Origin of the sequence: Pseudomonas brassicacearum, assembly GCF_000585995.1 — a bacterium.
GTDB lineage: Bacteria > Pseudomonadota > Gammaproteobacteria > Pseudomonadales > Pseudomonadaceae > Aquipseudomonas > Aquipseudomonas brassicacearum_A.
The window spans coordinates 200,899-226,861 of sequence record NZ_CP007410.1 but is presented as its reverse complement, the minus strand read 5'-3'; the positions used below and the strand labels follow the sequence as shown (position 1 = coordinate 226,861).

Here is a 25,963-nt window from a genome sequence, read left to right as displayed (position 1 = left end):
GTTATCAGGCCTGCACTTGGCTGATGCCGACCTGTTGTAAAGCCATTGCCAGGCCGTCGACCTGACGTTGCTCAATGTCTTTAAGCTGTTGCAACTGCTGACCCAGGGTCGGTGCGCCGAACATTCCGCGCAGACCTTGGGACACATCGCCGCCCTGCATCGACTGGCCGTCGAAGGTATCCGTCGATTCGCCTTCAGAACCGAAGTCCTGGCTGAAGAGACCCGCCACGGTGCTACTGCCGAACACCCCGCCATCGCCACCGCCAAAGCCCAGGAAGCCCTGGCCGGAGCCATCGCCTGCGGCGTCGCTGCTGAATACCTGGGCGATATAGCTTGGTGCCAGTTCCCCACGGTTGATGAAAATATCGCCTATCGGCCGCAGGCCCCCGCCCACATCCCGCTGTTCAAACAGCGGTGGGAAGCCCAGCGGTGAACCAAGATCGCCCGTTGGCGGCGTGAAGACGATCGGCTGCAACGGAACGTCCGAAGGCGCAATGACCGTCACAGGGTCCGACGTCAGGAATTCCGGCGGCGGCTTCACATCGTTGGGCACCACGGTGTCGATCGCATAATTGTTCGACACCGCCACGCTGGCCCCGGCATTCCCCGTCAGGTCGCTGACGTTGCTGGTGTCCAGGGCAATGAAGTTGCTCGGGTCGGTGAGATTCACCGTCGGAGTGAACGTCGCGGTCCAGGTCTTGCCGCCATCGCTGGTGGTCAGGTTGGTCAGTTCCCCATTGGTGACGCTGAGGTCCGAGAGGTCGAAATCGGTCACCGCCTCGTTGAAGGTGAAGGTCACCTGGGTCGTCTGGCCCAGGCCCAGGTTCGGGTTGGCAACCACGATGGTCGCAGTTGGCCGAGTGGCGTCGAGCGCATAGTTGGCCGAGATCGCCACGCCCACGCCGGCATTGCCGGCGGCGTCCTGCACATTGCTGGCGTCGAGCAGAATCAGGTTGGTGGCATCGTTGACGCCCGCCGTAGGCGTCAGGGTCGCCGTCCAGGTCAGGCCACCGTCACTGCTGGCGAGGTTGGACAATACGCCATTGGCGACGCTGAGATCCGACAGGTCGAAACCGGACACCGCCTCGGTGAAACTGATAGTCACGGTAGTGCTCTGGCCGATGCCCAGCGTGGTGTCACCCAGCGTGATGGTGGCTCCTGGGCGCACTGTGTCGATCGCATAATTGTTGGAGTCCACCACGCCAACACCGCTGTTGCCCGAAGCGTTGACCACCCCGCTGGTGTCCAGGCTGATCAGGTTGCTGGTGTCGGTGATGCTGCCGGTCGGGGTGAACGTGGCCGTCCAGGTTACGCCGCCATCGGTGGACGAGACGTTGCTCAACGTGCCATTGCTGACACTCAGGTCGGCATTGTCGAACCCGCTGACGGCCTCCGAGAAGGTGATGGTCACCAGCGAGGTTTCCCCCACCTTGAGTGCGTTATCGGCCACCACGACGGTGGCGGTCGGCACCCGCGTCTCGACCGCGTAGTTAGCCGAATCGGTGGTGCCTGTCCCAGTGTTGCCGGCCGCATCGCTTACGCCGGTATTGTCCAGGATGATCAGGTTGGTGGTATCGGTCACACCCAGGTCCGGGGTAAAGGTGGCGGTCCAGGTCAGGCCACCGTCGCTGCTGCTGACGGCGCTCAAGGTGCCATTGGCCACACTCAGGTCATCATTGGTGAAGCCGGTCACCGCCTCACTGAAGGTGATGGTAACCAGCGATGTCTCGCCCGGTTTCAACTGTGAATCGCTCATCCCGATAGTCGCGGTCGGACGCTGCGTGTCGAGCGCGTAGTTGTTGGAACTGGCGGAGGCGGTGTTGATGTTACCTGCCATGTCGACGACGCTTCCTGCGTTGAGCGTGATGACATTGCTGGTATCGGTGACGCCATTGGTAGGCGTGAAGGTGGCGGTCCAAGTGATACCGCCGTCGCTACTGCCCAGCCCCGAAATCGTGCCGTTGGCAACCGTCAGGTCGGCGCTGGTGAACGCCGTCACCGCCTCGCTGAAGGTGATGGTCACCAACGAAGTTTCGCCCGAGGCAATGGCCGTGTCGGCCACGACGATGGTCGCGGTGGGACGCACGGTGTCGACCACGTAGTTGTTGGAGTCGGTGGTGCCAACGCCCGCGTTGCCCGCGCCGTTGATCAAGCCGGTATTGTCCAGCGTGATGACGTTGCTGGTATCGGAGATGCTGGCGCTTGGCGTGAACGTGGCCGTCCAGGTGACGCCGCCATCGGTGCTGCTCATGGTGCTGAGCGTGCCATTGCTGACGGTCAGGTCCGAATTGTCGAAACCGCTGACCGCCGAGTTGAACGTCACGGTGACCAATGACGTCTCGCCGATGCTCAACGTGGTATCGGCGATCACGATGGTCGCCGTCGGCACGTTGGTATCGACCTGGTAGTTGTTGGAGTTGGTGGTACCAGTGCCGGTGTTGCCCGCCGCATCGCTGACGCCAGTGTTGTTCAGGGTGATGACGTTGGACGTGTCGCTGACCCCAAGGGCCGGGGTGAAGGTGGCGGTCCAGGTGATTCCGCCATCACTGCTGCTGACCGCACTCAGCGTGCCGTTGGCCACGCTCAGGTCGGAATTATCGAAACCCGTCACCGCTTCGGAGAAGGTGATGGTGACCAGCGAGGTTTCGCCAACACTCAGTGCGGTATCGGCGACCACGATGGTGGCGGTCGGGCGCAGCGTGTCGACAACGTAGTTGTTGGAGTCGGTGGTGCCGCTGCCAGTGTTGCCCGCCCCATCCACTACGCCGGTATTATTCAGCGTGATCAGGTTGGTGGCATCACTGATGCCAACGCTGGGCGTGAAGGTCGCGGTATAGGTGATGTTGTCGCTGGTGCTCAGCCCGCTCAAGCTACCGTTGGCGACGGTCAGGTCCGCCAGGGTGAAACCGGTCACCGCCTCGTTGAAGGTGATGGTCACCAGCGAGGTTTCGCCCACGGCAACAGCCGTGTCGGCGATGACCACGGTGGCGGTGGGGCGCGCGGTGTCGATGGCGTAATTGTTGGAGTCGGTGGTACCGCTGCCAGTATTGCCCGCCCCATCCACTACGCCGGTATTATTCAGCGTGATCAGGTTGGTGGTATCGCTGATGCTCGCAGTCGGGGTCAGCGTCCCGGTCCAGGTGATGCCACCGTCACTGGTGCTAAGGCCCGTGATGCTGCCGTTGGCCACCGTCAGGTCGGCGGTGGTAAAACCAGTCACCGCTTCGGAGAAAGTGATGGTGACCAGCGAGGTTTCGCCGACGCTCAGTGCGGTATCAGCGACCACGACGGTAGCGGTCGGGCGCTGCGTATCGACGGCATAGTTGTTGGAACTGGTGGTGCCGGTGCCGGTGTTTCCGGCGGCATCCGCCAAGCCGGTATTGGCCAGGACGATCAGGTTGGTGGCATCGGTAATGCTGGCGCTCGGGGTGAGCGTCGCGGTCCAGGTGATGCCGCCGTCACTGCTGCTCAAGCCGCTCAAGGAGCCGTTGGCAACGGTCAGGTCGGCCAGGGTGAAACCGGTCACGGCCTCGCTGAAGGTGATCGTCACCAGCGAAGTCTCACCGATGTTCAGCGCGGTATCGGCTACCACGATCGTAGCGGTCGGACGCAGCGTGTCGATGGCGTAGTTGTTCGAGTCGGTGGTGCCCGTGCCGGTGTTTCCGGACAAGTCGGCAATACCGGTATTGGCCAATGTGATCAAGTTGGTGGTGTCGCTGACGCTGGCGCTCGGGGTCAGGGTCCCGGTCCAGGTAATGCCGCCGTCGCTGCTGCTCAGCCCGGTGACCGTGCCGTTGGCGACCGTCAGGTCGGCGGTGGTGAAACCGCTGACCGCCTCGTTGAAGGTAATGGTCACCAGCGACGTTTCGCCGGCACGCAGCGCGGTGTCGGCCACCACGATGCTGGCGGTGGGGCGCAGGGTGTCGATGGCGTAGTTGTTGGAGTTGGTGGTGCCGACGCCAGCATTGCCACTGAGGTCCGCCACCCCGGTATTGTTCAGGATGACGAGGTTACTGGTGTCGGTGACAGCCGCGTCTGGAGTCAGAGTCGCAGTCCAGGTAATCCCCCCATCGCTGGAACTCAGCCCGCTGAGCGAGCCGTTGGCCACCGTCAGGTCGGCGGCGGTGAAGCCGCTGACAGCCTCGGAGAAGGTGATGGTCACCAGGGAGGTTTCCCCGACTCTCAGGGCGGTATCGGACACGACGATGGAAGCCGTGGGCGCCACGGTGTCGTTGACCACGTAATTGTTCGAGTCAGTGGTGCCCACGCCGGCATTGCCCGCCAGGTCCGCCACCCCGGTGTTGTTCAGGGTGATGATATTGGTGGTATCGGCGATGTTGCTTGCCGCCGTCAGCGTGCCGGTCCAGGTGATGCCGCCGTCGCCGCTGGTCAGCGTGCCGACGGTGCCGTTCTGCACAGTCAGGTCCGCTGCGGTCAGCCCCGTCACCGCCTCGGAGAAGGTGATGGTCACCTGCGACGTGCCGCCGGAGTTCAGGTTGGTATTGGCCACCACGACAGTCGCGGTAGGCGGCGTTTCGTCCGGCACGTAGTTGGTGTTGATGGTGCCGCCGTCGCCATAGACGTTGGCCACCGAAGCCGGCGTAACACCTGCGGTGCCCGCACTCGTCCCACCGATACCACTGCCGCCAACGTTGCCGGCCAGGGCGGCGAAGTTGGCCGCGGTGATCAGGATCGAACCTTTGTTCCAGATAGCGCCGACACCGACACCACCGGCACCGCCCGCCTGGTTGTAGCCACCACCGGCCCCACCGCCGCCACCGCCCCCGCCCGCCCCGATGTTGTTGGAGATGACCGAGTTACCGATGATCCGCAGGGTTGCGCCCGTGTCGTTGTAGATACCGCCAACCGCGCCACCGCCGGCACCACCGATGTCGTTATAGCCATCGCCACCGCCGCCGCCGCCGATGGACAACCCGGCGCTGCTGGCCGTGCCGCCGGCAGAACCGGTGCTGTAGCCGGGATAAGCGGCGCCGCCAGACCCACCCGTAGAGGAGCCGCCACGGCCACCAATATTGAAGAAGCCACCACCGGCACCGCCCTGCCCCGTCGAGCCGTTAGAACCCGTGGAGTTAAGCGTATCGCCGCCGCGACCGCCGGTGCCGCTGCCGGCTGCTCCGCCACCACCGCCGCCGCCACCCGCGTATTGCGGGGTCACACCGCCGCCGCCACCACCGCCAGAAGCGACGTTCGCGGTGACCGTGACGTTCCTCAGGGTCAAGGTGCCGGCGTTGTAGATCCCGCCGCCCTTGGACACCAGCGCATCGTCGCCGCCGTTACCGCCATTGCCCGCCGTCATGCCGCGGGTAATCACCAGGCCGTCGAGGGTGGCCGTAGTGCCCGCCGTCACGTTGATGACTTGGGTGCGGAACTGTCCGTCGAGGGTGACGTCGGCCACGTTGTCGTTATTGAGGTCACCATCGATCGTGACGTTCCTGTCGACCACCAGCACCTGGGTCAGCGCGACGGTCATGCTGGTATTGAAGGTCACGATGTCGCCGTTCTGCGCAGAACCCAAGGCCGCGCGCAAGGAGCCCACGCCGGAATTGGCATTGTTGGTGGCGGTCCAGGTGGCCAGGCCCCATTGGTACTCGCTCATGGCATTGGCCGAGAGCACGTTGGCGCTCTCGATGTTGCCGGTGGCAATTTCCAGGTCCCAGTCGCCGCCAAGGCCGGTGCGGTCGTTCGACGCGGCCACGTCACGGCCAGTCAACTGTGCCAACGAATTCACCAGGCCAAGGCCACGGTCACCTTCGGCGGTGTAGCAGCCGTAGATGAGGATATCGCCGCCGACATTCATGTCCTGGCCGATCTGCGCCAACACCTCGCTGCGCGCCTGGACGTTGTCCGCCGACAGGTAGCTGTTGCCCAGCCACAAATCACCGGCGTTGCCGTGGGCGATGATTTGCACCGAGCTGACGCCCTGGTGGGTGTCCAGGTAATCGGCGATCTGTTGCAGGCCGTCCTTGGTGGCATCCAGTTGCACCACCTGGGTCCCGGGCGCCACGCCTTCGAGCAGGCTGGCGGAATCCTTGACCCGGGAATCGACGAACACCACGCTCTTGCCGGGAACGGCAGCCTGGGTGGCATCGACCTGGCCCTGAGGCGCATGGGTGTCGGCAGGCTGATCGGCAGTCGGGGTCTTGGCTGCCTCGGCCGTGGGATGAGCGTCCGGCTGCGCGGCATCGGCCACGGTGGCGGCCACCGCGCCGTCGAACAGCATTCGCGGCTCCAGGGACATGATCATTGGTGATGCCAGGGCCTGTGTGCCCTTGGTTACCCGCGATTTGCCTTTGCTCCACCACATGACGATCACCTGGACTCGAACTTCTTGAACACGCAAATGAAAAAAACCGCAATCAACTGATCGCGGCGTCGGTTTTCATACGAATGACATTGGCGGCGCTTGCGGACCCATCGCGCCAGAACGACAACTCGGCAAACTTTTCAAACAGGTCCGGTGGCAACAGGGTGCGCCGGGTTTGCGGCGCGACCTTGGGCTTGACCTTGTGCAGACCGGCGACACCCAGGGCCTGGTCGAAGGCCGGTGCGTCGTAGGTCAAATGATTGAAATCGTGCTCGAACCAGGGCTCGCCGATGAACTCGTACACCAGCCGCATGACCCGCTCCGGGGCCTGGCTCAGCAGGTCGTAGTCAACGATCAGCAGCGACTCGGCGTTCTCGCCGTAATACGCCTCTTTGAGCGCCGTCCAGGCGAATCCCACCAGGCGGTTGCGCTGGGCCAGGGTTTCGCAGCGGCTGTAGACGGTGTTGCGCTCGTCATCGTCATTGAACAGCTTGGTGTTCTCGAAGGGATTGGCGCGATAAAGCCGCTCCAGGCTGTCGAGCACCCAGGCGACGTTGCGCACACAGGCGATGGTCTTGGCCTGGGGAAACAGGTCCTGCAAGGCAGGCAGGCGCGCGCACCATTGGCGGTTTGTATCGAAAATGACGGGCTTATCGGCTTTGTCGGCGTAATAGGAATCGAAGAGCCCGCGCAACAGACGACGGCGCAGGTCGGTGTCGATCACCGAACCAAACTCACTGCCGGCGCTGCATTGCTGCAGGACGCTGCTGAACAGCGTGCCGACGGGGCTGGTCATGCCGGCATGGAACCGCGGGTTCTGCAGCAAAATGGCAGAAAGCAGGGTCGAGCCCGAACGCGGCAAACCGGAAATAAAGTGAAATTGTGACAATCCATTCACCGTGTGTAGTCCCTTTGTATCGCGAAGCGTAGCCGAGGAAACAAACGCCGCCTAGTAGTACTTTGATATCAAATTCATCCAACTCTGTAAAAAAGATGGACGGTAGGTGTTGTTCATAAACCTGAATCGATTAAGCCAAACGGCAATACTTTTCAGCGCTTCTGGCCCGGCAGAATGAAATATCTCGGTCTACGCTCAGCCGTGCGTGACCAGGCCAGGGAGTGAAGAAGTCGGGCTGATCGCAATCCTCTCCCTCGGACCCTACCGGCAGTACCCAACCAACAATCTGAAGGGATGAGGATTCTATGGAAGTATTTATGGGCACCATCCAACCGTTTGCCTTTAGCTTCGCCCCCAATGGGTGGGCTCAGTGCAATGGGCAGAGCCTCCCAATTGCTCAGTACCAGGCTTTGTTCTCCTTGCTCGGCACGTATTACGGAGGCAACGGCACCACTAACTTCATGCTCCCCAATCTGCAAGGCCGCCTGCCCCTGGGACAAGGCAGCGGCCAGGGTCTGACGCCGCGGGTCATGGGCGAAGTCTCCGGCGCCGAAAACGTCACCGCAACGATCACCAACTTGCCCGCCCACACTCACACTCTGGCGGGGCTCACCGCCTCGACCACCCTGCAACTGGCGAACCCGGCCAGCAACCCGGTGAATACGCCGACAGCCACCAATTCATTCATCGGCACCTCGGGCACCGGGCCTGGCTCGGCGGCGATTTATTCCGACCAGATCGGCGCCTCACCGGTGCCGGTCAAGGGCGTGAGCACGAGCATCGACGGCACGATTTCCCCTGCGGGCAACGGCTTGCCAATGGCGATCATGAACCCGTTCCTGGCGGTCAACTTCAGCGTCGCCTTGAACGGTCTCTTCCCGTCCCGTAACTGATGAACCGCCGGAGGGCTGCGCGGCCCTCCGGCCTTTTGGAGTGTCGACATGCTGCAACAGGTTCATAGCCGCCATTTCCAACCGCTGCTGGGCCAGACCAGCAGCCTGACCCTGCCCGACGGCAGCTGCCTGCCCGTGCGGTTCGAGTTCCTTGAGGAAATACCACGGGCGAAGATGCCGAACGCTGAGCGCATGCCGTTCAGTGTTGAGTTCAACAGTCTGGAAAGCACCGAGTTCGTGGACGGGCTGTGTGCGCTGGAAGTGCCTGATCTGGGGCGGATTGAAGAGGTGTTCGTGTCGCGGATACCGCCCATGGGACGGGATCCGACGCTGGGGTATTTCTATATCGCGTTTAACTAATCGCCCAAAACTTGAATCCACAACAAATCCATTGTGGGAGCGGGCTTGCTCGCGAAGGCGGCGTGTCAGTTGGCAAATTTATTACTGCCACACCGCCTTCGCGAGCAAGCCCGCTCCCACAGGGGATGTGATGTGTTCTGAAACACTATTCAGCTGCCTTTCGGATACCAGACCAACCGCTCCGCCGCCGGGTTGCTTTCCTGCACTTCGAAACCCAACGCCAGGTAGTGCCGGCGCGCGTGGGGGTTGCTGGTCCAGACCACGGTCGCCACCGGACAGCGGATCTGTTGTGCGGCTTTTTGCACCCCTTGCAGCACCGCCCGACCAAAACCCTGTCCGCGCGCCTGGGGGATAAAGGCCAAGTACAGCACGCGAATTTCATTAGGGCCGAAATCCGTGCTCAAGGCGCCGATAGCGGTGCCGAGTTTTTCCACGACGTAATGCATGGCGTTGGGAAAACGCTCCCCCAGCCCTTGTTCCTGCACCTGGAACTGCTGGGCAATCACCTCTCGCACCTGCTCAGTCTCGCCGTCGATCCATTGCAGATCCGGCCGCGCTGCCTGGTAAAGACTCTGCAAGAACGGACCATCGCTGACCCGCGATGGACGCACCACCAATCCTTCTGCCGCCACTGAATCCATGCTCACTCCTTAGAACCCGCTTTCCCTGACACCCAACGCCGCCAACCGCCGCCAGGCCGCTCCCAACACCGACTCGCCCTGCCCCTGCAACACCACCACGCCGCGCAGCGGCTGCACCGGCGCGGAGGTCTCGTCAACGGCACTCAGGCGCACGCCATACTGCGCCTGCACCGGCTCGGCCCGTTGCTGTGAATCCCGGCGTACGGCAATCGGCCCATGGTGATCGGACGTCAACGCCTGCTGTTCGACCCAGGCCACGCCGTTGGAGTCGATTTCATTCAACTGCACGGCAATCGACGGGTGCATCGGATCGTCGGCAATGAACCGCCCCGTGGCACCCGCCCCGACTCGCCACAGCTCGGCTTCGGTCAGATACCCACGCAGTCGTGAATCAGTCTGCACCACCCGCGCCAGCGGCTGCGTGGGCGATAACCAGCGCCCCACCGACAATTGCGGCAACAGGTCGCGCACCTGGCCGGCATGGGGCGCCCGCAGCAACAGGCGTTCGCGCTGGGCGACCAGCCCCCGGTATTCGGCCACCGCTTCGGCCAGCTGTTGCTCGACGATGCCGGCATCGGCGGCGGTTTCGCTACGCCCGGCCTGACGACGCATCTGCAACTGCTGGATCTCGATTTCCCGGCGCACGATGGTCAAACGGGAGGCCATATCCGGCGATTCCAATTCAATCAGCACATCGCCCTGGGCCACGGCCTGGCCGTCGTGCACATTCACCTGTTTGACCCGCGCCGCCACAGGCGCATGCAGGGCGCTGGCGCGGCCGGCCTCAAGCATGGCCGGCACCTCCACGGCGCTGCGCCAGGGCAGCAACAGCGCCAACAGCAACCCCAGCAATACCAAGCCTGCAAGCAGCACTCGCGGGCCGTGGGCCTGCTCGCGGCGGCTCCACCATTGCCGCCATTCATTCACGATGGGCATAAAAATGAACCACACCAATTCCACCATCATCAGAAAAATGCCCAGCACCTTGAAGAACAGGTGATAGACCGCCAGGGCAATCCCCAGGAACAGCGCCGCCCGCCACAACCAGGCGCCGTATCCCCACACCAGCAAGCGGCGGCGCATCTTCGGCGACCAAGGTTCCGGTGCCGCCATCCCGTAGCCAAACAAGGCTTCGCGCAAGCGCCAGCGACACAGGGCGAACGCCCGGCCCTGAAGGTTATCCACCGCCCACAAATCACTGAGCAGGAAATAACCGTCGAAGCGCATAAACGGGTTCAGGTTGATGACCAGCGTGGTGATCCAGGTGGCGCTGGCCAGCATGAACGCCGCGGTGCGCGCCGGCCCGTCAGGCAACAGCGACCAGGCCAGCAGCGCGATGCACGCCAGGAGCAACTCGGCCAGGACTCCGCCGGCACCGATCAGCAACCGTGCCCGGCGATCATTGATCCGCCAGGCATCGCTCACGTCGGTGTAGAACATCGGCAACAGCACCATGAACGCCACGCCCATGCTTTGCACCCGGCAACCGGCGCGCTTGGCCATGAAGGCATGGCCAAACTCGTGGCACAGCTTGGCAAACAACAACGCCACCCCGAACGCCAGCGCACCGCCGAGGCTGAACAGGTGCGGAAACGTCGCCACAAACCGCTGCCAGTCTCGCGACACCAGGAAGATACCCGCGCCCAGGGTCAGCGGCAGGCCATAGCGCAGGATGCCGGGGCCGAACCGCGCCAACCAGGGCCAGGCGCGGTTGAGAAAGGCGTCCGGGCGCCACAGCGGAATGCGAAAAAACAGGTATTGATGCAGCAGGATCTGCCACCAGCTCTGGCGCTGGGCGGCCGTCTTGAACTGATAGCTGTCGCGCTGTTGCGGATCCATTGCGCTGATCAAATCGTGACCGCGCAAAAAACCCAGCAACTGCTCCAGCGATTCACCATTGAGCGGCAGGCCCGGCTCACGGTTCGCGGCTTGCAACACCTGCTCCGGATCGCCCAGGGACCAATGCCGCAGCATGCGCATCGCCGCCGCGCCGAGCTTGAAATAACGCCCGCGCACCGGATCGGCCAGAGTCCATTGAGGCGAACCGTCCGGGTCCGGCGCCGCCGGGGACAATTGCAGGTCCGGCCGCAGGCTCGGCAGACTCACGCTACAGGCCTACGCTCTGGCGCAGCCCGGCCAGTGGCCGACGCAACAAGTACAACGCCAGCGGGGCACGGTCACCGAAGATCTTCGCCGTGCCCCGCAGGCCGATGCGCGGCGCCGTCGCATCGAAGCGCGCATCCAGGCGATACGCCAGTTGCCCGGCGGCGGTGGGTTGCGCTTCGTAGGCCGAGCGCTCGAGCCAGGCCAGGTGCCGCTGCAACGGATCACTGTCGAGGAACAACGCCACTTGCGCACCGGGCTCCAGGGCTATCGCGTCGCCGACCGCCAGCTCGATGCGCAACTCGGCCTGGTTCGGGTCGGCAATTTCCATCAGTCGCTCGCCGGTCTGCACCGGCTTGCCGAGCCAACGTTCGGCATCGGCGAACACCGCAATGCCGTCACGATCGGCGCGCACTTCGCTGCGCTTGAGCAGTTCCAAGGCGTAGTTGCGCTCAGCGCGTTTCTGTTCGACGCGGGCGGCCAGCAGGTCGATCTTCGAGCTCGATTCAGCATCGGCAAAGGAACGTTGGGAATTGGCCTTGAGTTCCGCCTCGGCCACGCCCAATGCACGCTGGGCGACATCGGCCTGGGCCTTGAGGCTGGTGCTTTCGAAACGCAGCAGCAGGTCGCCGTTCTTGACGGTCTGGTTGGGCTTGACCAGGAACTCGGCGATCACGCCGTCCAATGGCGCCGCGACGACTTGCCCGCCCAGCGGCACGACTTCGGCCGGGGCCAGTACCGATTGGCGCACCGGAACCAACAACCCCAGCAATAGCAACGCCACCAGCGCGACCTGCCGCTTGCGGGTCCAGCGCAGGCGCCACGGTTTGCGCGGCTGCAAGGCCAGCCAGGCATGACTGTAGGTGTCGCCCAGTTGCGACAACAGCACTTGCTCGGCCGGGGTCCATGGCAGGTCGCGGGCCAGCCATAAGCCGCCGAACACCTGGCCTTGATGATCGATCAACGGCAGCCAGAACACCTGCCCGGCCGACAGGCTTCGCCAGTCCGCCCGGATGGATTCGCTCACCCCCTCGGCGGCGATCACCCGGGCCTGATTCAGCACGCCCTGCTTGAATGATTGCGCTACCGCCTGTTCGACGAACGCCACGAATGGCGCATTCGGCTCCACGGCACTGACGCCCGTCACGGCCTGGACCTTGCCAGCGATCAATAGCGCGGCGTGGCGAAAGCCGAAGAGAGCCTGGCCGTCGTTGACCAGGCTGTAGCTCAATTGCGCCGGGGTACGTGCAGCGCGCGTCTGGCGCTCCAGATCGAGGAAGCGGGCGAACACCTGCTCGGCGTTGCCGGTGATCGGCGCGTTCACTTGGACTCCGCGAAACGCGCGGTACCACTCATGCCGGACAGCAAGCCGCTGGCATCCGGCACACTCGCCACCAACAACAGCGTCTGGCTGCCTTCGTCGATGCGCGCGCCCAAGCGCTTGACCGTCGCTTGCAGCGGCTTGCCGGTTTCATCGGGAACAAATGTGAAGGGCTGGCCGGGCTTGAGCCGGCTCATCCAGCGCGACGGCACCAGCAGATGGATTTCCAGGGTGCGGTTGTCCACCACATCGAGCAACGGCGCCCCAGCGGCCACGCTTTCATAACGCTGGACCTTGCGCGCTACCACTTGCCCGTCGAAGGGTGCGATCACGCTGCAACGCTTGACCTGAACCTGATACACCTGGGACTGCGCCTGGGTTTCATTGAGCCGGGCCTCGGCCCGCGACACCTCAAAACGCCCGACTGATTTCAATTGCGCCAGTTGCCGGTTATGCGCCAGCTCTTCGCCGGCCCCTCGGCTGGCCGCCTGCGCCGCATTGAGCTGAGCCTGATAGGCCGAGCAATCGAAACGCGCCAGGGTGTCGCCCTTCTTGAACGACTCGCCCTCACTGAACGGCAACTCGACGATGCGTCCGGCCAACTCGCTGGCCAGCACCGCCTGGTCCCGCGCCCGAAGCACCCCACGCGCCTCATTGCCACTCGGCGCACTGGCCGTGACATTGCTTTCCAGCAAAGGATCGTCGGCAGCAGGCGTTTGCGCCTGAACCGTGCACGCTACAAAGGTCAATCCCACAACCCAACTACTCAAACGTCGCATGACCGTTACTCCCTGACGGATGGGCGGAGTCTACGACAGCGGTGGGGGGCGTCAAGGGAGGCAAGAAATTTGGTGGTCATACACGCCCTGTGGCGAGGGGATTTATCCCCGCTGGGGCGCGAAGCGGCCCTGAAAGCAGTCATCTCGGTGTGTCTGGCTGCTGTTCTTCAACCATTTGGGTCTGCTACGCAGCCCAGCGGGGGGTGCGACGTTTCGCTAAATCCCCTCGCCACAGGTCAAGTAACATCAGCACTTATAGTGTTGACCTCTCGGGCTCTTCAACCTAGGATTCACTCACTCAACCCCGTACGCAGGGATTAAATTCTCTGGCTGTTGGGGTGAAAACACCGGCTTCGGCCGGTTTTTTCGTTTCTGGGGATTGAGAACAGCCCCTGAATTGAACTCACCCCTGTGGCGAGGGAGCTTGCTCCCTCGCCACAGGTTCCGTGATCGACAGCCTTCGCGCTGCCTACTCCACCAACCTCAACTCCCCATCGCAATACACCACCTCACGCCCCAACCAACCCACATCGACCTGCGGCAGCACCGCCGAAGGTTTGCGCAACTCACGCAACAACGTCGAGCCGTGGGACAAACGCCCACCCATGCGTGCGATCACGGCTCGAGCGCTTTGATAGTGGGCGTGGCGGCCAGGGTCCAACGTGTCTTCAAGCAGAATGTCCTCACCCAGAATCCCCCGGGCCTGCCCCGGATAAATCATGAAGCCGCTGGCCTGCTCGGTGCCTTCACGACCGTCCTGCCAGAAGCTGCCATCGCGGGTGCGGATGTCCGGGTGCGGCGCGAACCAATGTGTCCGGTCAGCCGTCGGCATGCCGTGGTGCAGGCGAAAGAACATCCGCATCAGGTTGTCGCGATACCATTCGCGCACTTGCAGGTAGTAACCGCGCAGCCCCGGCAGACCGGCCCCATGAGCCAGGCGAATCGCCAGGGGCCATTGCGGGAACGCCTGCAAGGGCAACTCGGTTGGCGCCGGGCGCGGCGTTGCCGGATCGGTTTCCCAGGGCAGGCGATGGGGGCTGTGTTCAAGGTTGTCATAGGCGGTCGGCGGCCGCCCCAGCCAGTCGCCGCCACTGCTGGCCAACGCACTGGCGATGCACAGGTTGCCTTGCACCACGAACACGTAGAAGCGGGTGAACCAGTCGGCCAATTGCTGGCCGTCGGCGCCTTGTACGGTCAGTTCGAGCAGCTCCCGATCGAAGCGCCGCAAGCCGTGTTCGAGCGTGAGCAGATGCCCACGAGCGATGCGTTGCATGCGCAGGAACAACGGCAGCGAACGCATCAGGCGCAACGGCCGCCAGGGCAAATGCGGTGTCGCGCCGCCGACCTCGCCGGCGTAGCTGCTGGCGCTGATGCCCCAGTCGGCCAGCCGGGCGAGAAACAAATCATTGTTGATATACGAAGCACCGCCAAACACCGCCGTGAACGGCTCGCTGTCCTGCAACACCCTAGAGTCCCAACGGGCCATGATCGCCGGAATGCTCGCCGCCGCGCGGCGCTGGGCGTACTCCACCAAGGCGCTGGGTTGCGGCGGCAGGATCTCGGCGATGTTGGCGGCGGTCAGGTGGCGGCGCCAGCCGTAGTCGCTGATTGGCCGGTACTGCAACAGCCACAACTGCGTGCCGTCCCAAGCCCATTCGACGTCGCCGGGCACGTAGTGGAAGACCCGCAGCACGCCTTGGAGAAAACGCCACAGCATATCTTCGGTCAGACCATGGGCGGGCTTGAATGTGGCGCTGCTCCATGACGCGCCGAGGCGGGAAATGATCGCGCGCTCGGGGCTCACCTGGCCATCGGCCAACGACTCCAGGTGACCTTCGACCCACTCCAGTTCAACGGACAGGTGACGCACGAAAGCGATCCCCGACAACCGTGGCGTGATGAAACGCTGGACCACCACTTCCTCGACACCCGCAGCCGTCAACTCGGCGATGCGCGCCGGCACGTTGTGCGTGGGTTCACGCAGGAAAGTGGTGCTCAAGCCGGCATTCGCCGCATCGGCTTGGTCCTCGCCGTAGCTGGAGGAACGCACCGCCCAAGTGGCGTCCGGTTGACCGTCGAGAAACGTCGGCAAGCGCGAGTCGTGGCAATTGTTGAGTGACAGCGCCGCAGGCACCGCTTGCCCGGCCAGTTCCGCCAGACGCAAGCGCCCACCCTTGGTGTGCGCGACGAAACCACGCTCACCGGACTCCAGCCATGCGGCGAACTCGGCCGGCGCATCGATCCACGGGTAGTGGCCCCAACCGGGTTTCAGGCTGATGGTCAGATCGGCTCGGGCGAGAATGGCCGACCAGGCCGCCGCTTGCGCCACGCCCAGCACTTTGTCTTGATCGCCCCACACCAGTTCGACCGGGTCGGTGATCCATTCCAGCAACGGCAACGCGGTGTCCGCACGCAGCTGATCCCAGAGCGGCACAAAGGCCCGGCAGCGGGCGTATCCGGCACCCATGCGTTGGTATTGCGCGGGCGTCCAGGCCTGGCGGGAGAACTTGTGGGCAAACAGCGTCGGCTTGTTCGAGAGCAGCCAGTGAATAGTCTTGCGAATCGGCAGCGGCGACATCAACGCCGGCAATCGCCGCTGCCACAAAAATGCGCCCACCGGCGCCAGCAACACGCTGCGGCAAAAATGCCCCGGCTGGCGTTGCAGCGCATGCAGCACCAGCAACGCACTCACCCCCACCGCCATGATCGCGCTGCCCTTGACCGTCGCCGCCAGCAGCGCTTGCGCGTAGGCGGCCAGGTCTTCGCAAGGGGCTTGTGGGTTGCTACCGAAGCCTGGCAGTTCCAGCGGCACCACGTCGTGGTGCTGAAAATGCGGCAACGCGTCATCCCACCAATCGGCGGCGCTACCGTTGCCGGCCAGCAGGTACATCCGGGGCTTGCTCATGGACGCTCCTCAGGCCAGGTCGCGAAGGGCGGCGTCGACGGTCGGGTAACGGAACGTATAGCCGGCCTCGGTGAGACGGTTGGGCAGCACGCGTTGGCCGTCGAAAAACAACTGGGCCATTTCCCCGGCCAGGGCACGCACCGGCGCGGCGGGAATGTGGAACCACACCGGGCGCTTGAGGATTTTACCGACGCGTTCAGCGAACAGCGCTTGGCTGACCGTCTCCGGTGCCACCAGGTTGTAGGTACCGCTCAGGCTCTCGTCATCGAAAGCACGGGCGATCACTTGGATGACGTCGTCGCGATGCACCCAACTCATGATTTGCCGACCATCGCCCATCCGCCCGCCGAATCCCAGGCGAAACGGAATCAGCAGTGGCAGCAATGCACCGCCCGGGCCGAACACCACACCCAGGCGCATCACCACCTGCCGCACACCCAACTCCGTGGCGGGCCGGGCGGAGGCTTCCCAACGCACACAGAGCTCAGCCATGAAGCCATCGCCCCGGGTAGCACTTTCATCGAGGCTTTCGCTGGCGTCCCGCACGCCATAAAAACCGACGGCCGAGGCCTGTATCCACAACGCCGGTTTGTGTCGGGCGTTTTTTAACCAGGCCATCAAGGCTTCGGTGGTATTGACCCGGCTGGCGATCAGTTGCGCCTGGCGCTTGGGGCTCCAACGCGGCCCGGCCACCGGTGCGCCCGCCAGGTTGATCACGACGTCGAAGGTTTCGTCATGGCCCAGTTTGCCCAACGAACGCAGGCACCGGGCGCGGCCGTCGAACAGATAGGCCGCTTTCAAGGGATCGCGAGCCAGCACGCTGACCGTGTGCCCGGCGTCGAGCAATTGGTTGACCAGCGCCTCGCCGATGAACCCAGTGCCACCGGTCACCAACACACGCTTATAGGCGCCGCCCGCGAACGGGTTGGCCGGTTTGCCCTGACGTTGCATGCGCAGCGCCGCCAACCCGTCACGAATACCCGAGGCAGTCACGCCGATGGCAAACAAGGTCAGCAGCCAGCCGCGCCAGCCGAAATCGATCGCAACCAGGTCGGTCGGCAAACTCGCCCACTGCGCCAGTTGCACACCGTACAGCGCGAAAAACGCCCCTCCATTGACTGCCAACACCGTGTGCATGATGCGCTCGATGGCGGGCAGTTTGCGGCTACGGTCCTCGACCACGAAATCCCAGAGCGTCAGGCCGATCTCCAGCGCAAACAGCAACCCAATGACAATCGCCCACGCCCCCTGAAAGGCCAGGTGCGCCATGCCCAGGAACAGGATCCCGTAGAAGCACGAGCGCAGGGCGTGGATGGAAAGTTCCAGGCGAGCGCTGTGGCGATAGGGCAAGGCGACGGTCAGTTCGTGGTGATACAGGGTATCCAGCGCCCCCAGGATCGCCTGGGCAATCAACAGCGCGATGGCCCAGTCCAGCAATGAAAAGTCAGGCATGCTTTGAATCACTCGGCGCGTGGTCAGTCAGGGAGGTGCGGCGGTCGTGGCGATAGAGCCAGAACAGCGGCGGCAGTAACAGCAGCAGCGCGAGACTGTCGAGCCACAGGTGCGACCAGACCCGGGCCTGGGCGGAAATCAGCATGTCCTGGGGCGCCCAGAGCAGGATGCCGGCGATTATCCAGGCCCAAGGCATAGCGCTTTTCAGCCGATTGCCGATGTGCACGAGGGCGAGCATGTACAGCGCGTAGCTTTGCAACGTGGCGCCGAACAAGGCCAGCCACCAGACCTGTTGTGCGCTGGCCGTGGCGGGCACGGCGGCGGCGCCCCAGAAGGTCTGTTCGATGTTTTGCAGGTAGCCATCGAGCAAGCCCGAATGCCCCGCCCAGCTCAGGGTGAGACCGGCAAGCAGATGCATCAGGGCGGCGGCATAGAGCCAAACGACCAGGGCTTTGCGAAGGGTGCTTTGAGGGGCTGGCATTCCGTGTCCTGAAGGCTTGCTGGAGGGTCGCAAGTCTAATGGAAAAGGACGTGGCTTTATCTGGCTAACGGGCCGGCCAACGATAAATAAATCCACCGCCTGAGCACCTGAGGCGTTCCCCACACCCAATCCGAACGCAATTGTGGCGAGGGGATTTATCCCCGCTGGGCTGCGCAGCAGCCCCAAATGGCTGAACACCCGCAGCCTGACACACCGAGGAGACTGGTTTCAGGGCTGCTGCGCAGCCCAACGGGGATAAATCCCCTCGCCACAGGTTCGGTGTTCCATTTTAGTAAGCAACAGGTCCTAGGAGATTTCCTTCAAGTTGTAGCGATGTTGGTGAACTTGTACGGCTTGGTGCTCACCGCTAGTCTGGGTTTGTCACTGAAAAAACGGTGACACGGACGTGCAAGTCCGTTAAAAAACGCCCAAGAAATGCCACCAGCCATTTATCGAGCATTCGTGCTCGTATTTTATGGCGGCTGTGTGCGGGGAGACCTTCGGGTCTACCGAGTTTTTTGGGCGTCGTTTACTCGGTCTTGCACACCCTCACATAGCTGCCACCCTTACATCGCGTGCAAGCGAGCCAGGGCGGTTCTTAATTGAAAAGGAAGCCGGTCGCCCCGGACATCGACACCGAAACCCTGCTGGCCAATGCCTCCGAAGACCTGCTGTCCATCAGCGCCATCGCCGCCGACCTGGCGGATGACGTTGAAGGCAGCCGCCGCAGTGTCATCCTGGCGATCAGTCGCATGGCTGATGGGGTGCATTTATTGGTGGAGCGGGCGATGGATCGGCTTGAGGTTCAGGCTGCGGGCTGACATTCCTGTGTTGGATTGAAGACCGCTTTCGCGAGCAAGCTCGCTCCCACAGTTGAACGGTGTTGATCTCAATATTTCGGTTCGATACAGATCCAGTGTGGGAGCGAGCTTGCTCGCGATGACGCCAGCCCAGACAACCCAGAATCCGTGGCGAGGGAGCTTGCTCCCGCTCGACTGCGCAGCAGTCGCAAACCAGGCAACGCGGTCCGCCTGAAGAAACGCAGGGGCCTGCTCCGCAGGCCAGCGGGAGCAAGCTCCCTCGCCACAAAAGCTATCCAGCCACCATTTGATTGTTCCCACACTCGCCACAGAGAGCGCCGGCCCGAGCTATTGGGCCCCTACGTCCATCAGCGCCATCGCCGCCGACTTGGCGGATGATGTTGATGGCAGTCGCCGCAGTGTCATCCTGGCGATCAGTCGCATGGCTGAGGGGTGCATTTATTGGTGGAGCGGGCGATGGATCGGCTTGAGGTTCAGGCTTCGGGCTGACGTTCCCGTGGTGGATTGAAGACCGCCTTCGCGAGCAGGCTCGCTCCCACAGTTGAACGGTGTTGATCTCAATACTTCGGTTCGACACAGATCCAGTGTGGGAGCGAGCTTGCTCGCGATGACGCCAGCCCAGACAACCCAGAATCCGTGGCGAGGGAGCTTGCTCCCGCTCGACTGCGCAGCAGTCGCAAACCAGGCAACGCGGTCCGCCTGAAGAAACGCAGGGGCCTGCTCCGCAGGCCAGCGGGAGCAAGCTCCCTCGCCACAAAAGCTATCCAGCCACCATTTGATTGTTCCCACACTCGCCACAGAGAGCGCCGGCCCGAGCTATTGGGCCCCTACGTCCATCAGCGCCATCGCCGCCGACTTGGCGGATGATGTTGATGGCAGTCGCCGCAGTGTCATCCTGGCGATCAGTCGCATGGCTGAGGGGTGCATTTATTGGTGGAGCGGGCGATGGATCGGCTTGAGGTTCAGGCTTCGGGCTGACGTTCCCGTGGTGGATTGAAGACCGCCTTCGCGAGCAGGCTCGCTCCCACAGTTGAACGGTGTTGATCTCAATACTTCGGTTCGACACAGATCCAGTGTGGGAACGAGCTTGCTCGTGATGACGCTAGCCCAGACAACTCAAACCCCGTGGCGAGGGAGCTTGCTCCCGCTCGACTGCGCAGCAGTCGCAAACCAGGCAACGCGGTCCGCCTGAAGAAACGCAGGGGCCTGCTCCGCAGGCCAGCGGGAGCAAGCTCCCTCGCCACAAAAGCTATCCAGCCACCATTTGATTGTTCCCACACTCGCCACAGAGAGCGCCGGCCCGAGCTATTGGGCCCCTACGTCCATCAGCGCCATCGCCGCCGACTTGGCGGATGATGTTGATGGCAGTCGCCGCAGTGTCATCCTGGCGATCAGCCGGATGGCCGATGGGGTGCATTTATTGGTGGAGCGGGCGATGGATCGGCTTGAGGTTCAGGCTGCGGGCTGACATTCCTGTGTTGGATTGAAGACCGCTTTCGCGAGCAAGCTCGCTCCCACAGTTGAACAGTGTTGATCTCAATATTTCGGTTCGATACAGATCCAGTGTGGGAGCGAGCTTGCTCGCGATGACGCCAGCCCAGACAACCCAGAATCCGTGGCGAGGGAGCTTGCTCCCGCTCGACTGCGCAGCAGTCGCAAAACCAGGCAACGCGGTCCGCCTGAAGAAACGCAGGGGCCTGCTCCGCAGGCCAGCGGGAGCAAGCTCCCTCGCCACAAAAGCTACCGAGCCACCAATAGATTGTTCCCACACTCGCCGGCCCGAGCTATTGGGGCTCTACCGCTCGTGCAACGCCTCGGACCGGGCCTTGATGATCGGCTTGAGCAGGTAGCTGAGCACGGTTTTCTTGCCGGTGATGATGTCCACCGAGGCCACCATGCCGGGAATGATCAGCAGCGGTTTTTCATCGGTGCCCAGATGGCTGCGTTGGGTGCGCAGCTTGATGATGTAGTAGGTGGTTTTCTTGTCTTCATCGGTGATGGTATCGGCGCCGATCTGTTCCAGCTTGGCTTTCAGGCCACCGTAGATGGTGTAGTCGTACGCGGTGAATTTCACCGTGGCGTCCTGGCCGGGATGCAGGAAGGCAATGTCCTGGGGACGGATTTTCGCTTCCACCAGAATGGTGTCGTCCAGTGGCACGATTTCCACCAGGTCGCTGCCAGGCTGGATCACGCCGCCGATGGTGTTCACCAGCAGCTTGTTGACAATGCCGCGCACCGGCGAAGTCACCAAGGTACGGCTCACCCGATCTTCCAGGGCCTTGCCGGTAGCCTGGGCCTTGTTCAGGTCGGTGCGCGCCTCGTTGAGTTGGGTCAGGGCATCGCTGCGGAACTTGCCGCGGGTTTCGTCGATCTTGCGCTGCACTTCCTTGATCGCCGATTCGGCGCGGGGAATCGCCAGCGTCGTGGCATCCAGTTGCCCACGGGTTTCCACCTCGCCGCGCTTGAGCCGCAGCACTTCCACCGGCGACACCGCGCCCTGGGCCACCAGCGGCTCGGACATGTTGATTTCCTGGCGTTGCAGCGCCAGGCCGGAGCGGTACTGCGCCTGCTTGGAGATGAACTCGCGCAGTTCCTGCTGACGCTGGATCAACTGTTCCTGCAACCCGCCTATTTCATCGTGCAGCTGCTGGCGACGGCTGAGGTACAGCGATTCTTCGCTGGCGGCCTGGCGCGGTACGGCCTTGAGTACATCAGCGGGAAAATTCAGCGGCCGGTCATCAACCTCGGCGCTCAAGCGTTCGACGCGCAGCAGCATGGCTTGGCGATCGGCCTCGGTTTCGCCCACGTTGGAGACGAACCGCGTGTCGTCCAGGCGAATCAACGGCGCGCCGGCTTCAACGATCTGCCCTTCCTTGACGAACAGCTCGGCGACGATCCCGCCTTCCAGGTTCTGGATTTTCTGGATCTTGGACGATGGGATCGCCTTGCCGTCGCCCTTGGTCACTTCGTCGAGCACGGCGAAATTGGCCCAAACTCCCAGGAACACAAAGAAGCCAATGATGCCCCAGATCGTCAGGCGCACCACGCGTGGAGCATCCTCGATCAGGGCCTTGTTGACCTCGGGCAGCGGTTGCCCTTGCAGCGAGGCAGAGCCTTTGAAATAGCGCCCCACGGAATCCTTGAAACCCGACTTAAGCAACACTGATCTGCCCCTTCTTCAACGCTTCCATCACGGCAGCTTTCGGGCCGTCGGCCAGGATTTGTCCACGGTCGATCACCAACAGGCGGTCTACCAGCGACAGCAAGGAAGCCCGGTGCGTCACCAGCAACACCGTCTTGTTTTCCACCACGGCGGCCAGGCGCTGCTTCAAGCGTTCCTCACCGGTGTTGTCCATGGCGCTGGTGGGTTCGTCCAGCAGCAGAATGGGCGGATTGAGTAGCAGCGCACGGGCCAGGGCGACGTTCTGGCGCTGGCCGCCGGACAGGTTCTGTCCACGTTCACCGACCTGCAGTTCATAGCCTTGCGGATGCAGGCGGGCGAATTCATGCACCCCCGCCAGCTCTGCGGCCTGGAGTACCAGCTCGTCTTCGACGTAACGGGCACCGGAGGTCAGGTTGTCCCGCAGGGTGCCGGCGAGCAGTTGGATGTCCTGGGGCACATAGCCGATGTTGTAGCGCAGCTCGCTGACGTCGATCTGGCGGATGTCCACGCCATCCACCAACAAAGAACCATCGTCGGGTTGGTAAAGGCCCACCAGCAACTTGGCCAGGGAGCTCTTGCCCGAGCCGCTACGGCCGATGATGCCGATCTTCTCGCCTGGCTTGATCACCAGGTTGATGTTCTTCAACGCGGCGTTCTGTTGGTTCGGGTAGGTGAAATTCAACTGACGGCATTCGATGGCGCCCTGCAAGACCTTGCGGCTCAGCGGACGCTCGTCGAAATTGCGCTCCTGGGGCAGCTCCATCATCTGGTCGACCGAGGTCATGGTCACCCGCGCCTGCTGGTAGCGGGTCAACAGGCCCGACAGCGACGCCAGCGGGCTGAGGGCGCGGCCGCTGAGCATGTAGCAGGCAACCAGCCCACCCATGCTCAGGTTGCCGGCGATGATCAGGTAAACGCCGAAGACGATCATGATCACCCCGGCCAATTGCTGGATCAGCAAGGTGATGTTCATCGCCAGCCCGGACAACATCTTCACTCGCAGTTCGAGGCGGCTGAGGGTGCCGATGGTCTGTTCCCACTGGTATTGACGCTCGCTCTCGGCGTTGTTGACCTTCACTGCGTCCAGGCCGGCCAGGGTCTCGATCAGGCTGGACTGGCGCTCGGCGCCCAGGGCCATGGTGCGCTCCATGGTCGCCACCAGGGGCTTCTGCAACGCATAGCCGATCAGCAGGGCAATCGGGAACGCCAGCACGGGAATCCATACCAGGTGCCCGCCGATAATCGCGATGACCGCGAAGATCAGCAAAGTGAACGGCAGGTCGATCAGGGTGGTGAGGGTCAGCGAGGCAAGGAAGTCCCGCAGGCTTTGGAATTCATGGATGTTCTGGGCAAAGCTGCCGACCCGCGCCGGACGGTACTTCATGGCCATGCCGACGATGCGTTCGAACAGCGTCGCCGAGATGATCAGGTCGGTTTTCTTGCCCGCCAGGTCCAGGCACAGGCTGCGCAGCATCTTGAGGATCAGGTCGAACACGTAGGCGCCGGTGATACCGACGGCCAGCACCCACAGAGTCGATTCGGCCTGGTTCGGCACCACGCGGTCGTAGACATTCATCACGAACAGTGGCGCGGCCATGGCGATGATGTTGATCAACAGGCTGGCGGCGATAGCATCGGCGTACAACCAACGGGAGCGCTTGAGGGTGTCGCGAAACCACGAACGCGCCCGGGGAATCAGCGTGCCGTGGTTCACGTCGAATTTGTGCTGGGGTTGAGCGAAGAAGACTTTGCCGCTGTAGTCGTCGGCCAACAGCTCGCGGCTGACCGTCACTTCACCGCCATCGCTTTCGCTGAGCAGCAGCCGTGCCTGGTCGTCACCGACCCAGCCCAGCAACACGGCGCTGCGCCCGTCCTTGAGCAACAACAGGGCCGGCATGGCGATGGCGGGGATCTGTTCAAGCTTGCGTTGCAGCACCCGGCCTTGCAAACCGGCACGGGCCGCCGCGCGCGACAATAATTCGACGCTTAAGCGTTGCTTGGGCAGCGGCAGGCCGGTGGTGAGCATCGCGGCGCTGGCCGGTTTTTGATGCAGCATGCAGAGCGCCAGTAAACCGTCCAGCAACGGATCGTCGTGCAGGGTGCGTGGATCATGGATGAGTTCGACTCGACTGACTTCTGATTCCACGCTTGGCACTCTTTTGCTGATCAAAACTGGATGGATGACTCAATTCATCCCAGGCAACTGAACCTTGGGTTTCACGTCGTTCTGCACAACCGATGCCAACGGCGCGACTACGCCCTGACTTTTGAGCAACTGGCCCATGGTTGCCTTGATCCGGTATTGGGTGAACAACTGCACGTTCTTGATTTCCGCCAGGCGACGGGAAGCGCTGAACAGTTCATTTTCGCTGTCGAGCAAATCGAGCAGGGTCCGCTCGCCCAGGCTGAACTGCCGTTGGTAGGCGGTGCGCACGCTGGTGCTGTGATCCACGTATTGCTGGGCGATCGGCACCTGGGCGTTGGCGTTGTTCAAGGCGTTCCAGGCCAGGCCCAGCTCTTCATTGAGCTGGCGCAGCGCGTTGTTGCGGATGTCCAGGGCCTGGTTGGACAGGTACGACTTGGACTCCAGGTCCGCCTTGTTGCTACCGCCGGCATACAGGTTGAAACGCATGCGCAGCATGGCTTGCCATTCGTTGTTGTGACCGTTCTGGCCGTCCAGGTCGTTGTCGGCGGTGCGGCCCAGTTCGGCGTCGAAACGTGGGTAGAAGCTCGATTTGGCGGCTTCGTACTGTTGCTCGGCGGCGGCGATATCCGACTCGGCCGAACGCAACACCGGGCTGTTTTCCAGCATCTGGGCGCGCGCTTCGGTCAGGTTGGCCGGCAACAGCGCCAGAAAGTCGGCGGGGCGCTCCAGTTGGTCGGGCAGTTGACCGACGGCGCTGAGGTAGTTGGTCTCGGCATCGGCCAGGTTGGTTTGCTCGGTGATCAGGTTGTTGCGGGCCTGGGCCATGCGCGCTTCGGCCTGGTCCAGATCGGCGCCGCTGCCCACGCCACGCGAAGTGCGCAACTTGATCTGGTCGAAGATACGTTCGTGGCTCTTGAGGTTTTCCTCGGCCAGGCGCACGAACTCACGACGGGTCAGCACGGCCAGATAAACCTGGGCCACCGTCAGCCCGGTGCGCTCAGACGCATCCAGCAACGAATAGGCGCGGGCATTGACGGTGGCTTGTTGACGCCCCACTTCGCTGGACGTCGCAAAACCGTCAAAAACCATCTGCGACAGGCGCAGGCTCGACTCGCTGCGGTTCAGGGTTTCCCAATGATCAGTGCTGCCCGAGCGGGTGGTAACGCTGTCGGTGCCTTCGCGACCGTATCCGGCTGCAAGGTCCACCCTAGGCAGGTAGCCGCCCTTGGCCGCCTTGAGTTGGTAGTCCGCCGCGAGGCGACTGTTCACACCCGCCTGAATTTCAGGATGGACATCCAGCGCCTGTTGCATGGCCTGCGGCAAGGTTTGTGCTTGTACGAAGCCGGCGGCGAGGACAAAGGGTAAAGCCTTGAACAGTTGCGCACGCATGATGGATTTCTTCCTGAAACTCTTGTCTTGGATCACAGCGAAACGGGGCGCTGCATCAGATGATGGCGACCGGAATGACCGTATGTCGGAAAGTTCAAAACGGGGGCTGGAACACGCACCGAAAGAACAGATCGCCGCTTCAATATCAATGTGACATTACCGCGACGATTGTTTAGGATGGCCGGCAGAAGGTCAATAGTTTGGCATAAACAAAATATCCGAAAAAACAAAGCCAGAAATTTGACTAGCTAATGCGTCAAAATAATTTTATTCAATGAAGCACGAA

The 25,963-nt window shown here is 62.7% G+C and carries 15 protein-coding genes and 3 pseudogenes; 6 read left to right on the top strand and 12 right to left on the bottom strand.

What is annotated here, in order from left to right; genetic code table 11:
• Positions 1–4 precede the first annotated feature (4 nt).
• Together CD58_RS00955 and CD58_RS00950 are read right to left on the bottom strand one after the other, a co-directional pair.
• Positions 5–6,325 (bottom strand): Ig-like domain-containing protein, encoded by a 6,321-nt coding sequence (locus CD58_RS00955; protein WP_025211231.1) that lies wholly within the window; start codon positions 6,323–6,325, stop codon positions 5–7.
• Between the two features lie 52 nt (positions 6,326–6,377).
• On the bottom strand, positions 6,378–7,223 hold the full coding sequence (locus CD58_RS00950; protein ID WP_025211230.1) for a sulfotransferase family protein: 846 nt from the start codon (positions 7,221–7,223) through the stop codon (positions 6,378–6,380).
• Positions 7,224–7,528: 305 nt separating this feature from the next.
• On the opposite strand from CD58_RS00950, the gene CD58_RS00945 reads away from it, so the two are divergent.
• Both CD58_RS00945 and CD58_RS00940 read left to right on the top strand, forming a co-directional pair.
• Positions 7,529–8,116, top strand: coding sequence for a phage tail protein (locus CD58_RS00945; RefSeq protein ID WP_025211229.1), 588 nt, complete (start codon positions 7,529–7,531; stop codon positions 8,114–8,116).
• A 48-nt stretch (positions 8,117–8,164) separates the two neighbouring features.
• Positions 8,165–8,476, top strand: a complete 312-nt coding sequence (locus tag CD58_RS00940) for a DUF6916 family protein (protein WP_025211228.1) — start codon at positions 8,165–8,167, stop codon at positions 8,474–8,476.
• 149 nt (positions 8,477–8,625) lie between these two features.
• Here CD58_RS00940 and CD58_RS00935 read toward each other — a convergent pair whose 3' ends face one another.
• From CD58_RS00935 to CD58_RS00905, 7 genes are all read right to left on the bottom strand, one after another.
• The gene (locus CD58_RS00935; RefSeq protein ID WP_025211227.1) at positions 8,626–9,117 is read right to left on the bottom strand and encodes a GNAT family N-acetyltransferase; all 492 of its coding nucleotides are present in this window, start codon (positions 9,115–9,117) and stop codon (positions 8,626–8,628) included.
• Positions 9,118–9,126: 9 nt separating this feature from the next.
• Complete coding sequence (locus CD58_RS00930; protein WP_025211226.1) at positions 9,127–11,223, bottom strand: efflux RND transporter periplasmic adaptor subunit; 2,097 nt, start codon at positions 11,221–11,223, stop codon at positions 9,127–9,129.
• Position 11,224: 1 nt separating this feature from the next.
• On the bottom strand, positions 11,225–12,544 hold the full coding sequence (locus tag CD58_RS00925; protein WP_025211225.1) for an efflux RND transporter periplasmic adaptor subunit: 1,320 nt from the start codon (positions 12,542–12,544) through the stop codon (positions 11,225–11,227).
• A complete protein-coding gene (locus CD58_RS00920; RefSeq protein WP_025211224.1) occupies positions 12,541–13,320 on the bottom strand; it encodes an efflux RND transporter periplasmic adaptor subunit in 780 nt (259 codons plus the stop codon). The genes CD58_RS00925 and CD58_RS00920 overlap by 4 nt, the downstream gene beginning before the upstream one ends.
• Positions 13,321–13,789: 469 nt before the next feature.
• Positions 13,790–16,225, bottom strand: coding sequence for an alpha/beta hydrolase (locus tag CD58_RS00915; RefSeq protein ID WP_025211223.1), 2,436 nt, complete (start codon positions 16,223–16,225; stop codon positions 13,790–13,792).
• A 9-nt stretch (positions 16,226–16,234) separates the two neighbouring features.
• Positions 16,235–17,677, bottom strand: coding sequence for a TIGR01777 family oxidoreductase (locus CD58_RS00910; protein ID WP_025211222.1), 1,443 nt, complete (start codon positions 17,675–17,677; stop codon positions 16,235–16,237).
• Positions 17,670–18,158, bottom strand: a complete 489-nt coding sequence (locus CD58_RS00905; RefSeq protein WP_025211221.1) for a hypothetical protein — start codon at positions 18,156–18,158, stop codon at positions 17,670–17,672. Before CD58_RS00905 ends, CD58_RS00910 begins: the two co-directional genes overlap by 8 nt.
• Positions 18,159–18,775: 617 nt before the next feature.
• On the opposite strand from CD58_RS00905, the pseudogene CD58_RS00900 reads away from it, so the two are divergent.
• The 4 genes and pseudogenes from CD58_RS00900 to CD58_RS00895 all read left to right on the top strand — a co-directional run.
• Positions 18,776–18,979, top strand: a pseudogene (locus tag CD58_RS00900) (DUF6124 family protein); the annotation flags it as partial.
• Positions 18,980–19,322: 343 nt separating this feature from the next.
• Positions 19,323–19,468 (top strand): annotated as a pseudogene (locus tag CD58_RS31725) (DUF6124 family protein); the annotation flags it as partial.
• 343 nt (positions 19,469–19,811) lie between these two features.
• A pseudogene (locus CD58_RS31720) lies at positions 19,812–19,957 on the top strand (DUF6124 family protein); the annotation flags it as partial.
• Positions 19,958–20,243: 286 nt separating this feature from the next.
• Entirely contained in the window at positions 20,244–20,447 is a 204-nt protein-coding gene (locus CD58_RS00895; RefSeq protein ID WP_025211219.1) for a DUF6124 family protein, read from the top strand.
• A 327-nt stretch (positions 20,448–20,774) separates the two neighbouring features.
• Here CD58_RS00895 and CD58_RS00890 read toward each other — a convergent pair whose 3' ends face one another.
• The 3 genes from CD58_RS00890 to CD58_RS00880 are packed head-to-tail and all read right to left on the bottom strand — an operon-like array spanning position 20,775 to position 25,677.
• Positions 20,775–22,142, bottom strand: a complete 1,368-nt coding sequence (locus tag CD58_RS00890; RefSeq protein WP_025211218.1) for an HlyD family type I secretion periplasmic adaptor subunit — start codon at positions 22,140–22,142, stop codon at positions 20,775–20,777.
• On the bottom strand, positions 22,132–24,288 hold the full coding sequence (locus CD58_RS00885) for a type I secretion system permease/ATPase (protein ID WP_025211217.1): 2,157 nt from the start codon (positions 24,286–24,288) through the stop codon (positions 22,132–22,134). The genes CD58_RS00890 and CD58_RS00885 overlap by 11 nt, the downstream gene beginning before the upstream one ends.
• 39 nt (positions 24,289–24,327) lie before the next feature.
• The gene (locus tag CD58_RS00880) at positions 24,328–25,677 is read right to left on the bottom strand and encodes a TolC family outer membrane protein (protein WP_025211216.1); all 1,350 of its coding nucleotides are present in this window, start codon (positions 25,675–25,677) and stop codon (positions 24,328–24,330) included.
• Between the last annotated feature and the right edge of the window lie 286 nt (positions 25,678–25,963).